This is a genomic window from Chryseobacterium sp. AC417, from assembly GCF_979258215.1.
Window position 1 is genome coordinate 865,036 of sequence record NZ_OZ409845.1, and the last position, 14,211, is coordinate 879,246.

The following is a 14,211-nucleotide window of genomic DNA, read 5'->3' on the forward strand; positions in this document are numbered from 1 at the left end:
ATGATGATGAAATTCAAGTTTAGCCTGAAATATTTTCTCTTAACAGTGGTTATTTTTTGTATTGAAGTTTTAATAGCGACTGTTTTAAAAGATCAATTCTTTATCAGAGCCTATCTGGGTGATGTTATTGTCGTGATGCTGCTTTTCACTTTCTTCAAAAGTTTTCTGATGGTAAATGATATAAAACTTATTCTGGCAATATTTGCATTTTCCTGTTTAATAGAAGTTGCCCAATTCTTCAATATTGCAGAAAAGTTAGGCTTCCAACCTGGAAGCCTAATGTATATCGTGATTGGAAATTCATTTTCTTGGATTGATATTTTATGCTATGGAGCAGGATGTTTGCTGCTGTATCTTTTTGTGAAAATAAAATTTAATTCAATCAACAGACAATCTGTATAATTATCTGCCGAACGAGTCATATTTATCTTCAGCATACTTAATAAACCGGTTTAGCAAAGCCACATTTTCCTTTTCCATCGCAGAAAGCTCACTGTCAACATTATTTGAAACCGGAATATACCAATCGGTCTGCTCAAAAAAGTTTCTGTAGGTTTGTTTTTTGAAAGAATAGCCATGTCTTGCAAAAACTGAATTTTTAATGATTTCCATATCCAGTTTTCGTAGATTTTTTAGGTCTTTTTCGCTCAGTTTTTGCTTTGATGCATTGATTTTGAAGACTGCATCAGATGCAATTCTATTTTTAGATGAAGTATACGTTTCTGTTTTTCCGGTTTCTTCGTCTGTATATTTTTCTTTAAAATCTCTCGGATTTTCCCAGTCAATCAAATCGGAATTTTCATCGAGCATAAAATTCGGATTGTAGACGAATTCCTTTTTAATCAGCTTTAAATTTTTGGTAGCAGCTTTTACCGCAGATTTATTAAAAGCAGTCCATTTTCCGATGATGCTGTCGCTTTTTAATTTAATTTCAAATCTTCCGTCCGTTTTATCATTTCCCGGCTCATCAAGAATGAATGATTGAGAACTTTCATTAAAAATTCCTCTGAAAGGTCGTTGATTTCCGTTCACGATGCTTTGTCCGTAAACGCTGTCTTTCGTGATTTTGTTTATTTTTAAAGAAAGTCTTTTGATGTTGATTCCTTCATAGTCTTCATCTATTTCGGTGTCGTGCATCATTTCTTTCCCCGAAAATTCTCCGGTATAAATTCCATAATATTCTTTGAAAATTTCAGGGGCAACCACAGAATCTTTCTTGGCAACTACAGAATCCTTAGAAGTTGCAGATACGGTTGACTCTTTTTTACAGCTAGCAAGAGCAAAGAGAAGCAGCGAGGTGAGAGTCAATTTTAAAATTTTCATATGTATTTTTTTGTGATTAGATATTCAATTAAAAGGATGTTTGGAATCCAACCCAACCAAGCAATAATCTGATAAATATCCATCGGGTTTGGGTGAAATAAATATACAATAATTACCTTCCATATTCTCAAAGTGATGGCAGAAATTGTGAGCGCAAAACTTCGCCACATCCATTGTTTGTGTTCTTTGAATTTTTTTTGCCGCACTAATTGATATGCCTTAAAAGTTGTGAGCCACCAAAAACAGCCTAAAATCACAAAGGAAAGTTTAGATAAAAATCCACCATTCGCAAAAATTCCCATGTAAATTCCTGATGGAGCAGCAAAAAGCAGAATCAGAAAAATATAAATTTTTCCAGCGTTTTTATGAAAGTTTTTTAAGCCGAAATCTTTTCTTAAAATGGCTAAAAATCCTGTAAGTAAGACAAAAATACTCGTATAAATATGGGTATAGAAAAACCACAGATATTCCGGTCTTTCAGCAACTTCAGTCTGTTTAATCATTAAAAAGCTGACGTTGGTGTCGAAAGGAATATATTCTAAAGTGATTTTGAGCATGAGCCAAAAGAAATATCCGAAGCCAATGATTAAAAGGATTTTAATAAAAGTTGAAATATTTCTTTTGGCTGAAAGCAATTAGTTTCCGATATTAATTATAAGAGGAAATCTGAACCTGGATTTGACAGGCAGTCCATCTATCTTTGCGGATGCCCATTTAGTTTTAGACATGGCTTTTATTGCTCGTCTCATTTCCTTATTCATAGATTTATTATCTCCCATAATATTAATGTCCGTGATATATCCGGTTTGATCTATTACAAAAACAGCTTCAGATTTTATCTTCCCTCTTCCATTAATATTACCTGAATTAAAAGTTTGAGCAAAATTTCTCCTAAATGCATCTAAACCTCCGGGATATTCTGCTTTATCAGCGACATCTTCATAAATCTTGGCATCTTCGCTTACATTTTCCTGATTTGGAGAAGTCTTTTCCTGTGAAAAAGTTTTTACAGAGATAATCAGTAGTGCAAAAACAAGTAATTTTTTCATGATATAGTTTTATTTATAAATTATTTAAATCCTGCGCAATCAACCAGGCCTCACTCCAGCAAGCCTGAAAATTAAAACCACCCGTCACGGCATCAATATTCAGAACTTCTCCTGCAATATAAAAATTTGGCAGCACTTTCGAAGACATATTTTTAAAATTAATTTCCTTTAAATCGACGCCACCTGCAGTCACAAATTCATCTTTAAAAGTTGATTTTCCAGTTACGTTAAATTTCTTTTTGCACAAATTTTCTAAAATCGTCTGCATTTCTCTTCCGGAAATATTCGCAATTTGTTTATTTAAATCAACTTTTGATACTTCCAATATTCTCTGCCAAAAACGATTCGTCACTTCGAAAATTTTCGATGATCCGATTAATTTCTTAGGATTTGAGATTTTAAAATTCTGAAATAATGCTTCTGCATCATCAATATCTTTAGAAATAAAATTTATCTGAACCTCAAAATTGTATTTTATCTGTGCCAGATTAATTGCCTCCCAAGCCGAAATTTTCAAAATCGCAGGTCCGGAAAGTCCCCAATGGGTAATCAGCAACGGTCCGGTTTCTTCAGTTTTTAATGTTGGAATTGATGTTTCTGCCATTTCAAAACTTGTTCCGGCTAAATCTTTCAGCAAATCATCTTTAATATTAAATGTAAACAGCGACGGAACTAATTCAATGATTTTATGTCCCAAATTTTCAATCATCTTTAAAGATTTCGGCGAACTTCCTGTGGTATAGATAATATAATCAGCTGAAAAATCCCCTAAACTTGTTGAAACGAGGTATTGATCATTTTTTTTAATAATTTCTTTCACAGAACATTTCGTTTTTACTTCAATATTTTTCTGCTGGATTTCATTCTGAAAAGTATTGATAATGGTTTGTGAAGAGTTGCTTTCCGGAAAAACTCTGTTGTCATTTTCGATCTTCAACGAAACTTTTCGTTTTTCAAGCCAGTCCATCATATCACCAGGTTGAAATTTGGTAAAAACACTCAATAATTCCTTGTGTCCACGAGGGTAAAACTGAACCAATTCTTTTGGATCAAAACAAGCATGAGAAACATTACATCTTCCGCCTCCTGAAATTTTCACTTTCTGAAGTACGTCAGAATTTTGTTCTAAAATTGTAATTCTATATTTCTTTTCGTCAAGATTTGCTGCACAGAAAAACCCTGCTGCGCCACCTCCGATAATGATAATTTGCTTCATAAATTGGTAATCTTATACTGAAGATTATTTTTACAAAACTACAATTTTTATAAACCATCTTATTTGAGTAATTTTGAGGATTATAATTTTGAATTTTAAAGCTAAAAAATAACTAATTGTTTAAATGTTTTGGTCTTAAAAAGTTCAAATTAAAACTATTATTAAAAATGATTTTCTACCATAAATTTGAAGTACGCTGGAGCGACTTAGACGCCAATAAACATCTTGCCAACTCTTCTTACGTACAGTATTGTGCGCAAACCCGAATGGCTTTCATGAAAAAAGAAAAAATGGGAGTTACACAGATGAGCCGTTGGGGAATTGGTCCAGTCATTATGCATGAAAGATTTTCTTTCTTTAAAGAAATATTTGCCGATCAAATCGTGATTGTAAGTCTTGAAATTGACGGTTGTGCAGAAGATGCTGCAATTTATCGTTTTGTTCACAAGTTTTATCTTCCTGATGGTTCTCATTGTGCTACCTCAGAAGCTACCGGTGTCTGGATTGATACCATGCTGAGAAAAATGACCACTCCGCCCGATGACGTGATCGAAGCAATGAATAAATACAAAACTGCCGAAACGGTATTGATGACGAGAGAAGATTTTAAAAAACTTCCTTTCCGTCCTGAAAATATTGATCCGGCGATTTTTAATAAATAAATAAATAAATGATAATTGATCAATGATGATTAATTTTTTTGTCATCATTTTATCAATTATTAACCATCAATTATATAAAAATTTATGTTTGAAGATAAAGAACCGGAATTAACACCCATTTCCAAATTAGGAGAATTTGGCTTAATAAAACATTTGACAGAACATTTTCCTCTGACTAACGAATCTTCGGAAGTTGGAGTAGGAGATGATGCAGCCGTTATCAATCCAGGGAATAAAAAAGTAGTTTTAACAACTGATGTTTTGGCAGAGGGAGTTCATTTCAACTTAGGATATGTTCCGTTGAAACATTTAGGATACAAAGCGGTTGTGGTGAATTTAAGTGATATTGCGGCAATGAATGCAACACCAACCCAGATTTTAGTTTCTTTGGCGGTATCCAACCGTTTTCCGGTAGAAGCTCTGGAAGAATTATATTCAGGAATTCAGGCGGCTTGCGGAAGATATAAAGTTGATTTGATTGGCGGAGATACTACGAGTTCCAACGCAGGATTGGTCATGAGTATTACGGCAGTAGGAATTGAAGATGAAGAAAATATCGTCATAAGAAGCACTGCAAAACCAAACGATTTGCTTGTGGTAAGCGGAGATTTAGGAGGTGCTTATATGGGACTTCAGATTCTGGAAAGAGAGCATGCTGTTTTCCTCGCAGATCCGAATATGCAGCCTGAAATGGAAGGTTTCGACTATATTTTGGAAAGGCAATTAAAACCTGAAGCAAGAACCGATGTGAAAGGAATTTTGGAACAATTAGATATCAAACCGACATCGATGATTGATATTTCAGACGGTTTGGCTTCGGAAATTCTGCATCTTTCAGACCAGTCGAAAGTAGGTTTCAGATTGTACGAAGAGAAAATCCCGATGGATAATCTGACGATTACAACTGCAGATGATTTGAATTTAAATCCTGTGATGACGGCTTTAAGCGGGGGTGAAGACTATGAATTGCTGTTCACGATTTCGCCAAATGATTTTGAGAAAATGAGAAATCACCCAGATTTTACGATTATTGGCCATGCTGTTGAAAAAGAAGAAGGAAACTTTATGGTGGCGAGAGGTTCTAATCAATTGGTTGCTTTGACAGCGCAGGGTTGGGATGCTTTTTTAGGAAATCAACAGAATGATTAAATTTTAATTTTATATATTGTGAAACCACTGCATTTTGTAGTGGTTTTTTGATTTAAATAATTAATTTGCAAATGAAAATTCGTTGGATGAAGTTGTTGATTTATATTCTTTTCTTATTCTTTATTTCTTGTCAAGGAATTGACCAAAATGAAGTTTATGGCAAATATTCTCCTGTATCATATAAAAATACTTTTGATACAATAATAATTAGAAAAGATGGCAAATATAAAAGGATGATTTATGATAAAAAGAAAAAGAAGCTCTTAGATTATGAATCTACATATAGATTAGATGGTAATTCAATTAAGTTTGAGGATTTCTATTTTAATTTAGATAAAGATTTAATTACTTACCCAGGTGATATTAACGATATTGATATGGCTTATACTACAAATTTTGAAGAAATTAATGGGAATGTTAGCCTTTGTTTTGGCTATCATGAAGGAGAAAATTGCTATAAAAAATTAAAAGTTTCAGATAAATTGAAATCCAGCTCAAAAAAACGAGCTGGATTTCAATTTATATTTTAAAACTCTTACGCTTTTACAATATTCACAATCACCTCCACTGCTTTCTCCATACTTTCCAAAGCAACATATTCATAAGGTCCGTGGAAGTTCATTCCGCCGGCGAAAATATTCGGACAAGGTAATCCCATATAAGATAATTGCGCTCCGTCTGTTCCGCCTCTGATCGCTTTTATTTTAGGTTCAATTCCTGCTTCTTTCATGGCTTTTGCAGCAAGGTCAACAATGTGCATTTTGCCTTCAAACTGCTGTTTCATATTGCGGTATTGTTCTTTAATTTCAACTTCAGCCGTTCCTTCACCATATTTTTGGTTGAATTCTATCACTTTTTGCTCCATGAATTTTTTTCTTGCCTCAAATTTCTCTTCGTCATGATCACGAATGATGTATTGAAGCTTGCATTCTGAAACATCAGAAGTAACATCCATCAAATGATAAAACCCGTCAAAACCTTTGGTAGTAGAAGGGGTTTCATTTGCAGGAAGTGACTGAATGAATTCTGCCGCCAAAAGACTTGCATTCACCATTTTTCCGAAAGCATAACCTGGGTGTACACTCAATCCGTGGATTTTTACGACAGCTCCTGCAGCGTTGAAGTTTTCATATTCCAATTCTCCAACTTCACTTCCGTCCATTGTGTAAGCGAATTCAGCTCCGAATTTAGCCACATCAAATTTGTGTGCACCTCTTCCGATTTCTTCGTCTGGAGTGAAGCCAATTGCCATTCTTCCGTGCTTGATTTCAGGATGAGCAATTAAGTATTCTGCAGCCGTTACAATTTCTGCACAACCCGCTTTATCATCGGCTCCCAAAAGAGTGTTTCCGTCTGTCGTAATTAAAGTCTGACCGATATACATCTTTAAACTTTCAAATTTTGAAGGAGAGAGTGTGAAGTTGCTTTCTTTATTTAAAAGTAAATCTTCGCCCTGATAATCTTCCCAAACTTGTGGTTTTACGTTTTCACCACTAAAATCCGGTGAAGTGTCATAATGGGATATAAATCCAATGGTTGGCTGACTGTCATTTTCCAGATTGGAAGGAACATAAGCCATAATGTAACCGTGATCGTCAATAGAAACGTCTTCCAGACCAATTGTTTTCAGCTCTTCTACGATGTATTTCGCAATATCCCACTGTCTTTCTGTAGAGGGTGTAGTTTCGCTTTCTGCATCACTGGTTGAATATATTTTTACATAGCTGAGAAAACGGTTCAGTAATTTTTCTCTCCACATTTGGTTGAATTCAATTGTACTCATTAGATGTATAAAATTTTAACAAAGTTAGCAAATTTGATACTGAGAATAGGTTTTTTGTAATCGAATATAACGGATCGAAATTATGAATCAATTATAAATTATTGGTTATCAAAAGAATCTTAGCTTTGTTTATTGCAAAGATCGAATTGTTTTAGTTTTATTATATTTGAGAAAATCAAAAGTGAACATGTTTCTTACAGAATGTCCCAGAGATGCCATGCAGGGTTGGGGAGAATTTATTCCCACTGCCAAAAAAATCGATTATATCAACTCATTAATGGAAGTAGGGTTTGATGTCTTAGATTGTCTGAGTTTTGTTTCGCCGAAAGCAATTCCGCAAATGGCCGATTCTGCTGAGGTTGCCGAAAATATCGACAAATCTTTATCCAACACCAAGGTTTCTGCTATTATCGGAAATTACAGAGGAGCTGAAAAAGCATTGGCGCATCAGTCTGTGGATATTTTAGGGTTTCCTTTTTCTATTTCTGAAACTTTTCAGCACAGAAATACCAATAAAAATCAGGAAGAGGCTTTTGATGATGTGGTTAAGATGCTGGAGCTTACAGAAAGTGAAGGCAAAGAATTGAATCTTTATTTCTCCATGGCATTTGGGAATCCTTATGGTGAAATGTGGAAATGGGAAGATGTAGATTTCTGGGCAAACCGTTTTTCTGAAATCGGAATTAAAAATATCTTACTTTCTGATACTACGGGAGTTGCAACAACGGAAACGATTTCTGTTCTATTTGAGAAAATACCTTCAAAATATCCGAATATTGATTTCGGAGCACATTTTCATAACCGATATGAAGATTCTTATTCAAAATTAAAATCTGCTTACGATAAAGGCTGCAGAAGATTTGATTCTGCCATCAAAGGAATTGGCGGTTGCCCGATGGCAAAAGACGATCTTGTAGGAAATATGCCAACTGAACAGGTGATCAATTTTATGAGTGTAGAAAAAGCAGAACATAAATTGAACTTGTTAAATTTTGAAAGTTCTTACAACAGAGCGAAGGATATTTTTCATTTTTGAGACATTGTCTCTTTTATTTATTCAAAATTTTATGACATCAAAAATAACATACATCGGCGGACTCAGATGTTCAGCAGAACATTTACAGTCAGGAACCATCATCGAAAGTGATGCGCCAACAGACAATCACGGGAAAGGAGAAAAGTTTTCACCAACCGATCTTTGTGCAACTTCTCTGGCAGAATGTGTACTTACAACTGTTGCTATTTTAGGCAAAGACAAAAATATTAATATTGACGGAGCATATTGTACCCTTCAAAAAATTATGAAAACGGAGCCGAGAAGAATTGGCGAAATCGTATGTAATTTTGTTTTTTCAGACAGCTATTCAGATAAAGAAAAAGCTTTCATTGAAGAAACAGCTCACAATTGCCCGGTAGCGAGAAGTCTTCACCCGGAATTGGTACAGACCATGATTTTCATTTATCAATAAATTCACCGCAGAGATTTCTGCGGTTTTTTGTTGCTGATTTCTTTTAATTTAAATCAACTCAACATGTCTCCAATCATTTCACCTGCAGCATTTAAAAATATTTCAAAGAAACATCTCATTATTCTTGATGCACGAACCGGAAAAGATATACATGAAATTTATCTTCAAAAACACATCAAAGAGGCAAGATTCATAGATTTGGATACAGATTTGGCAGAAATTGTTGACGATGCCGCTTTTGGTGGAAGACATCCGCTTCCAAACGTTGAAAAATTTGCTGAAACGGTTTCTCGCTTGGGAATTTCAGAACATTCTCAAATAGTAATTTATGATGATAAAAACGGAGTGAATGCTGCAGCAAGAGCTTGGTGGATGTTGAAAGCTTTCGGCTTAAAAAACGTTCAGGTCTTGGATGGAGGATTTCAGGAAGCTGAAAAACAGAGTTTGGAATTCTCATCTGGCGAAGAAACTTTTGAGAAAGCTGAAATCATCAAAAGAAAAGATTGGCTTCTTCCCATATCAACCTTGGAAGATGTTGAAGATGAATTGATAAGCCATTCTGCGACAGTGATCGATGTAAGAGATTCGTATCGATTTAAAGGTGAATCTGAACCAATAGATTTAATTGCCGGACATATTCCCGGAGCAATTAATATTCCTTTTTCAGAAAATTTAGACGAAAACGGATATTTCCTGAAACCTGAAATTTTAAAGCAGAAATATGTACAATTACTAGAGAGTAAACCAGAAAAACTAATCATTCATTGTGGCTCCGGAGTCACGGCTTGCCATACAGTTTTAGCTTTAGCCTATGCCGGTTTTGAAATCCCGAATCTATACGTGGGTTCTTGGAGTGAATGGAGCAGAAGAGAAGGAAGGGAAATTATTACAGAATAAAGTTTTGAATCTGGGAGAATGAAGCTGGAAGTTGTGACTAGCCATAATTTACGAGAAGTGCATTTATCATAATCTATTAATTAGTAAGTAAGCATATAGGTTTTTTTGAATGAAAATTAAAATGCAAAAACCCGGGAAATTTCCCAGGTTTTCTATTGTTATTATATTTTGAAAAAGATAGTTTTGTCAAAAACTTCCAGCAACCATCTTCCTTTCTTTATTAAAGCATTCCCAGCTCAAATTTTGCCTCTTCACTCATCATATCTTTGTTCCAGGTGGGTTCGAAAGTGAGCTCCAAATCTACTTCTTTCACATTTTCTACTTCTTTCACTTTATCCTTTACCTCTTGCGGAAGACTTTCCGCAACGGGACAGTTAGGACTCGTTAAGGTCATGATGATTTTCACATCGGCTTCTTCCGAAATCTGAACATCGTAAATCAATCCCAACTCGTAAATATCCACCGGAATTTCCGGGTCGTAAACTGTTTTTAGTACTCTTATAATTTCTTCACCGATGTCGGCAATCTGATCGTCTGTAAAGTTCATTTGTTAATCTAAATTGATATTTCTCTGCAATAAATCCTCCTGACGCATACGCCGGAAAATGTTTGCCAAAGTTAAGACATCTTTTTCACAATAGTCAACTATTCGTTGCAAGTCTTTTTCTATGTAGTAAATTGATGAAACCATTGATCCGTCGATGTCGTCTTTCGGAGTGGGAATTCCGAAAACATGGGCTAAAAGCTCAAGTGAAATAAAGCTTTTATAATCTCCGAATTTCCAAAGTTCCATCGTGTCAAGATGCGGAATTTCCCACGGTTTTTTACCAAACATTTGAAAAGGAGAAGGCGGCTGCATCCCGTTTATCAGAAAGCGTCTCGCAATCCATGGAAAATCAAATTCTTTTCCGTTGTGAGCACAAAGAATGACATCACGAAGCCTTGGGCTATTAAAAAGTTCACCAAATTCCTGCAGTAATTTTTTCTCATGATCACCGGAAAAACTTTTAATTCTTAGCGTTTCATTTTTTTCGAGCATTCCAATTGAGATACAGATGATTTTGCCAAATTCTGCCATGATTCCTGCTCTTTCATAAAAGTCTTCTGGTGAAATCTCATCTTTCCGTTGGAATTTTGTTTTTTTATCCCAAAGTTTCTGTTCTGTTTCAGGTAATTCTTCCCACGAACCGGAGTTTGGAACTGTTTCAATATCAAGGAATAAGACTTTTTCTAATGGAATGTTTTGTATCATTTTTGTGTCTGTTTTACAAATTTAAATTTTCGATTGCTATCTGTAACTTCATAGGTTTTTAGAACTATAAAGTTTTCATTTAAAATCTATTTCCAAATCGCAATCGGCATTTCTCGTTCTATAACTGATCTTCATTTTTTAATTTGTTCATAAAAATGATTTGATGTAAACAAAAATAGAATTTACAAATAAAAATTAATAGTTAATTTGTGAAAAATAAGTGAAAAATTTATAATTTTACTCAAAACACGACATAATGTTGATTAAAATTTACGGAAGCGCAATTTTCGGCGTTTCTGCACAAACAATTACGATCGAAGTCAATATAGACACCGGCGGTGTTGGCTATCATCTTGTAGGTCTCCCGGATAATGCAATTAAAGAAAGCAGTTACCGAATTTCTGCCGCTCTGAAAAATGTAGGCTTTAAAATTCCCGGAAAGAAAATCACAATCAATATGGCTCCTGCGGATCTTCGGAAAGAAGGTGCTGCTTATGATCTGAGTATTGCAATGGGAATTTTGGTGGCTTCAGACCAAATTGTAGCAGATAATATTCAGGAGTATATCATCATGGGTGAATTGTCTCTGGACGGAAGTTTACAACCCATTAAAGGAGTTTTGCCAATTGCCATTCAGGCTCGTGAAGAAGGTTTTAAAGGAATTATTCTTCCTAAACAAAATACCAGAGAAGCTGCGATTGTGAATAATCTCGATGTTTACGGGGTTGAAAATATTAAAGAAGTCATTGATTTTTTTAATGAAGGAAAACCGCTTGAGAAAGTAGTTTTAGACACCCGAAAAGAATTTCAGGATAAGATCAATAGTTTTCCGTTTGATTTTTCTGAAGTGAAGGGTCAGGAAACTGCAAAACGAGCAATGGAGGTTGCCGCAGCAGGCGGACATAACATCATTCTTATCGGACCTCCGGGAAGTGGAAAAACCATGCTGGCAAAACGTGTTCCGAGTATTTTGCCGCCACTTACTTTAAAGGAAGCTTTAGAAACCACAAAAATACATTCTGTTGCCGGAAAAATGGGAACTGAAACTTCTCTGATGACGGTTCGGCCTTTTAGATCTCCGCATCATACCATTTCGGATGTTGCTCTAGTTGGCGGTGGGAGTTATCCTCAACCGGGTGAGATTTCTCTGGCTCACAACGGAGTTTTATTTTTAGACGAAATGCCGGAATTTAAAAGAACCGTTCTTGAAGTAATGCGACAGCCTTTGGAAGATCGTGAAGTTACCATTTCGAGAGCAAGATTTACGGTAAACTATCCTTCGAGTTTTATGCTGGTTGCATCAATGAACCCAAGTCCGAGTGGATATTTTCCTGATGATCCTAATAATACTTCATCGGTTTTTGAAATGCAACGATATATGAATAAACTTTCGGGTCCGCTTTTAGACCGAATTGATATTCATGTGGAAGTACAGAAAGTTGAGTTTGAGCAATTGGCTGAAAAAAGAAAAGGCGAAAAAAGCGAAGACATCAGAAAACGTGTTTTGATTGCCCGTGAGATTCAGAATGAACGATATAAAGATCTGTCGATCAGTTATAATGCTCAAATTGGTTCGCAAGAATTGGAAAAGTTTTGTGAATTAGATGATGCTTCATTTAACCTCATCAAAATGGCAATGGAAAAACTGAATCTTTCTGCTAGAGCGTATGACAGAATTCTAAAAGTGGCAAGAACAATTGCAGATTTGGAAGAGTCTGAAAATATTCTGTCGCATCATATTTCTGAAGCGATACAGTACAGAAGTCTGGATCGGGAGTTTTGGAATGTTTAATTTTAATTATTCCTTAACATAATTCATTTCTTAGAGATTCAATATTCAAAGTTTATCCTAAGGTGCATTTCAATTTATCCTAAAGTGTAAATCTTCCTTCATTTAAAAACTTCATCTTTGATATATAAAAAGTGAATAACTTTTTTTTCATCATTTTGTGTTAGCAGGGAACATATTTGTTCCCCGTTTTTTTTTAATTTAAAGCTAGACTGTTACTAAATATTCCTTAACTTTAATTTATTCTGTTGTTAATGTCACAAATGATTCCGTTTTTCAATAAAATACATCTTCTCCGTATTATTAATAACGGAACGCTTCAGCATAAGAATGTTGCAGAGAAAAATAAAATTCAAATTCTGAATGCGATTTCTATTTCGGTATATTTTTTAACATTACTTGTCACCGTAATCTATTTGATTAATGGTTTTTACTGGATGGTTTTTTTAAACGGTATTGTTTTTTCTGTTTATTTTATCAATAAACATTTCTTAAAAAAAGGATATTTTCTTTTAACAAAAGTTTTTGGCTTACAGGGTATCATTACTTATCTATTTCTTTGCGGCACTTTTCACGGCTATCCTATTACTTTAACGCATTATTACACCATACCGATTATTGCATGTCTGTTTGTATTTTCTGCGAAAGAGGGATATTATATGATCTTTTTTATTGTGCAGCTTGTCTCGTTGTTTTTTATTCAGGCACTTTATCCGGAGCATTTATTTTCGGTGAGTTTTAATATTCTTTCTCCTGAAAGAAAAGAATTGCTGAATATAATTTTTCTTTTAACGATGAGTATTTTTCTTCTCTGGCTTGTGTTTTTAATTGTCTTCATTGTAGAAATTCAGGAACAAAATTTAAAAAAATTAAAGACAAGGCTTTTTTTCGTGAAAAAAACTCTTAAGGTACATAATAATGAGTTGCAGACTTTTGGTTTGGCGGCCACTCATTCACTTAAAACCCCTTTGTTCATTATTAATAGTTTTTTAAATAAAATTGAAAGCAACGTAAGGGATAAAAAAGGACAACAGAACGACTATTATTTTAATCTCATAAAAGAAAGCAATCAACTCAATGAAAAATATTCTAACGATCTGATTTCTTATTTATCCATTTATAATATTGTCAACAGCTTAGAAGTTATCAGCCTCGGTCAGTTTATTGAAAAATGTTGCAAAATCTATAAAATAAAATATAAAGAAGCTCATATTGTAAATCAGGTTGAAGAAAAAATAATAATTTCTAATCCTTTGCTTTTAGAAATTATCATTCAGAATATGGTAGATAATGCTTTGAAATACAATATTTCCGAAGTTCCGGAAATAAAAATTTATGCTAAAAGAGAGCATAATATTTTATCTGTTTTTTTTAAAGATAATGGCATCGGAATCAGTAAGGATTATGTACAAAAAATATTCGATCCTTTCAACAGAATTAACGAAATCGAAACTTCTGCAGGAAGTGGATTGGGATTAACGATTTCAAAACTTGCTGCTTTTAAAATGAATGCAACGTTGGATTTGTATTACAGCAGTAAAGAAAAAGGTTCCATTTTTAAATTAGATTTGACCGATGAAAATGAGATACATTAAATATTATTTTTTAATTAAAATAGCAAG

16 protein-coding genes are annotated in these 14,211 nt (G+C 34.3%); 9 read left to right on the forward strand and 7 right to left on the reverse strand.

Features of this window, described 5'->3' with window-relative positions; all coding sequences use genetic code 11:
* The first annotated feature begins 6 nt into the window (after positions 1-6).
* Complete coding sequence (locus ACZZ9T_RS04215) at positions 7-402, forward strand: ribosomal maturation YjgA family protein (RefSeq protein WP_463441048.1); 396 nt, start codon at positions 7-9, stop codon at positions 400-402.
* On the opposite strand, the gene ACZZ9T_RS04220 is transcribed toward ACZZ9T_RS04215, so the two are convergent.
* The 4 genes from ACZZ9T_RS04220 to ACZZ9T_RS04235 are packed head-to-tail and all read right to left on the reverse strand — an operon-like array spanning position 403 to position 3,588.
* Positions 403-1,323, reverse strand: coding sequence for a YARHG domain-containing protein (locus tag ACZZ9T_RS04220; protein ID WP_463441049.1), 921 nt, complete (start codon positions 1,321-1,323; stop codon positions 403-405).
* Entirely contained in the window at positions 1,320-1,958 is a 639-nt protein-coding gene (locus ACZZ9T_RS04225) for a DUF2306 domain-containing protein (protein ID WP_463441050.1), read from the reverse strand. Before ACZZ9T_RS04225 ends, ACZZ9T_RS04220 begins: the two co-directional genes overlap by 4 nt.
* Positions 1,959-2,372: an energy transducer TonB gene (locus ACZZ9T_RS04230; RefSeq protein ID WP_463441051.1), complete on the reverse strand. Its 414-nt coding sequence runs from the start codon at positions 2,370-2,372 to the stop codon at positions 1,959-1,961.
* 13 nt (positions 2,373-2,385) lie between these two features.
* Positions 2,386-3,588 carry a BaiN/RdsA family NAD(P)/FAD-dependent oxidoreductase gene (locus ACZZ9T_RS04235; RefSeq protein WP_463441052.1) on the reverse strand — a complete coding sequence of 401 codons (1,203 nt, stop codon included), beginning with the start codon at positions 3,586-3,588 and terminating at the stop codon, positions 2,386-2,388.
* A 167-nt stretch (positions 3,589-3,755) separates the two neighbouring features.
* Here ACZZ9T_RS04235 and ACZZ9T_RS04240 point away from each other — a divergent pair, with 167 nt between their 5' ends.
* The 3 genes from ACZZ9T_RS04240 to ACZZ9T_RS04250 all read left to right on the forward strand — a co-directional run bounded on the left by ACZZ9T_RS04240 (position 3,756) and on the right by ACZZ9T_RS04250 (position 5,929).
* Entirely contained in the window at positions 3,756-4,250 is a 495-nt protein-coding gene (locus ACZZ9T_RS04240; RefSeq protein WP_463441053.1) for an acyl-CoA thioesterase, read from the forward strand.
* Between the two features lie 84 nt (positions 4,251-4,334).
* A complete protein-coding gene (gene thiL, locus ACZZ9T_RS04245; protein ID WP_463441054.1) occupies positions 4,335-5,399 on the forward strand; it encodes a thiamine-phosphate kinase in 1,065 nt (354 codons plus the stop codon).
* Positions 5,400-5,470: 71 nt separating this feature from the next.
* Positions 5,471-5,929 (forward strand): hypothetical protein, encoded by a 459-nt coding sequence (locus ACZZ9T_RS04250; protein WP_463441055.1) that lies wholly within the window; start codon positions 5,471-5,473, stop codon positions 5,927-5,929.
* 5 nt (positions 5,930-5,934) lie between these two features.
* On the opposite strand, the gene pepT is transcribed toward ACZZ9T_RS04250, so the two are convergent.
* Positions 5,935-7,182, reverse strand: coding sequence for a peptidase T (gene pepT, locus ACZZ9T_RS04255; protein WP_463430144.1), 1,248 nt, complete (start codon positions 7,180-7,182; stop codon positions 5,935-5,937).
* A gap of 187 nt (positions 7,183-7,369) precedes the next feature.
* Between pepT and ACZZ9T_RS04260 the strand changes: the two genes are divergently transcribed.
* From ACZZ9T_RS04260 to ACZZ9T_RS04270, 3 genes are all read left to right on the forward strand, one after another.
* Entirely contained in the window at positions 7,370-8,218 is an 849-nt protein-coding gene (locus ACZZ9T_RS04260) for a hydroxymethylglutaryl-CoA lyase (RefSeq protein WP_463441056.1), read from the forward strand.
* Between the two features lie 31 nt (positions 8,219-8,249).
* Positions 8,250-8,651 carry an OsmC family protein gene (locus ACZZ9T_RS04265; RefSeq protein WP_463441057.1) on the forward strand — a complete coding sequence of 134 codons (402 nt, stop codon included), beginning with the start codon at positions 8,250-8,252 and terminating at the stop codon, positions 8,649-8,651.
* Positions 8,652-8,714: 63 nt separating this feature from the next.
* Entirely contained in the window at positions 8,715-9,548 is an 834-nt protein-coding gene (locus tag ACZZ9T_RS04270) for a sulfurtransferase (protein WP_463441058.1), read from the forward strand.
* Positions 9,549-9,768: 220 nt separating this feature from the next.
* Here the strand turns inward: ACZZ9T_RS04270 and ACZZ9T_RS04275 are convergent, their stop codons facing one another.
* Both ACZZ9T_RS04275 and ACZZ9T_RS04280 read right to left on the reverse strand, forming a co-directional pair.
* Positions 9,769-10,095 (reverse strand): SUF system Fe-S cluster assembly protein, encoded by a 327-nt coding sequence (locus tag ACZZ9T_RS04275; protein WP_267608192.1) that lies wholly within the window; start codon positions 10,093-10,095, stop codon positions 9,769-9,771.
* A gap of 3 nt (positions 10,096-10,098) precedes the next feature.
* Positions 10,099-10,800: a 3'-5' exonuclease gene (locus ACZZ9T_RS04280; protein WP_463441059.1), complete on the reverse strand. Its 702-nt coding sequence runs from the start codon at positions 10,798-10,800 to the stop codon at positions 10,099-10,101.
* Between the two features lie 256 nt (positions 10,801-11,056).
* Here ACZZ9T_RS04280 and ACZZ9T_RS04285 point away from each other — a divergent pair, with 256 nt between their 5' ends.
* Together ACZZ9T_RS04285 and ACZZ9T_RS04290 are read left to right on the forward strand one after the other, a co-directional pair.
* Positions 11,057-12,592, forward strand: a complete 1,536-nt coding sequence (locus tag ACZZ9T_RS04285; RefSeq protein WP_463441060.1) for a YifB family Mg chelatase-like AAA ATPase — start codon at positions 11,057-11,059, stop codon at positions 12,590-12,592.
* Between the two features lie 251 nt (positions 12,593-12,843).
* Complete coding sequence (locus ACZZ9T_RS04290; RefSeq protein ID WP_463441061.1) at positions 12,844-14,184, forward strand: sensor histidine kinase; 1,341 nt, start codon at positions 12,844-12,846, stop codon at positions 14,182-14,184.
* The last annotated feature ends 27 nt before the right edge of the window (positions 14,185-14,211 follow it).

Bases quoted from the DNA above. Each gene is read 5' to 3' on its own strand.
- ACZZ9T_RS04215 (WP_463441048.1), top strand. From the start codon at position 7: ATGAAATTCAAGTTTAGCCTGAAATATTTTCTCTTAACAGTGGTTATT.
- ACZZ9T_RS04220 (WP_463441049.1), bottom strand. From the start codon at position 1,323: ATGAAAATTTTAAAATTGACTCTCACCTCGCTGCTTCTCTTTGCTCTT.
- ACZZ9T_RS04230 (WP_463441051.1), bottom strand. From the start codon at position 2,372: ATGAAAAAATTACTTGTTTTTGCACTACTGATTATCTCTGTAAAAACT.
- ACZZ9T_RS04235 (WP_463441052.1), bottom strand. From the start codon at position 3,588: ATGAAGCAAATTATCATTATCGGAGGTGGCGCAGCAGGGTTTTTCTGT.
- ACZZ9T_RS04240 (WP_463441053.1), top strand. From the start codon at position 3,756: ATGATTTTCTACCATAAATTTGAAGTACGCTGGAGCGACTTAGACGCC.
- thiL (WP_463441054.1), top strand. From the start codon at position 4,335: ATGTTTGAAGATAAAGAACCGGAATTAACACCCATTTCCAAATTAGGA.
- ACZZ9T_RS04250 (WP_463441055.1), top strand. From the start codon at position 5,471: ATGAAAATTCGTTGGATGAAGTTGTTGATTTATATTCTTTTCTTATTC.
- pepT (WP_463430144.1), bottom strand. From the start codon at position 7,182: ATGAGTACAATTGAATTCAACCAAATGTGGAGAGAAAAATTACTGAAC.
- ACZZ9T_RS04260 (WP_463441056.1), top strand. From the start codon at position 7,370: ATGTTTCTTACAGAATGTCCCAGAGATGCCATGCAGGGTTGGGGAGAA.
- ACZZ9T_RS04265 (WP_463441057.1), top strand. From the start codon at position 8,250: ATGACATCAAAAATAACATACATCGGCGGACTCAGATGTTCAGCAGAA.
- ACZZ9T_RS04270 (WP_463441058.1), top strand. From the start codon at position 8,715: ATGTCTCCAATCATTTCACCTGCAGCATTTAAAAATATTTCAAAGAAA.
- ACZZ9T_RS04275 (WP_267608192.1), bottom strand. From the start codon at position 10,095: ATGAACTTTACAGACGATCAGATTGCCGACATCGGTGAAGAAATTATA.
- ACZZ9T_RS04280 (WP_463441059.1), bottom strand. From the start codon at position 10,800: ATGATACAAAACATTCCATTAGAAAAAGTCTTATTCCTTGATATTGAA.
- ACZZ9T_RS04285 (WP_463441060.1), top strand. From the start codon at position 11,057: ATGTTGATTAAAATTTACGGAAGCGCAATTTTCGGCGTTTCTGCACAA.
- ACZZ9T_RS04290 (WP_463441061.1), top strand. From the start codon at position 12,844: ATGTCACAAATGATTCCGTTTTTCAATAAAATACATCTTCTCCGTATT.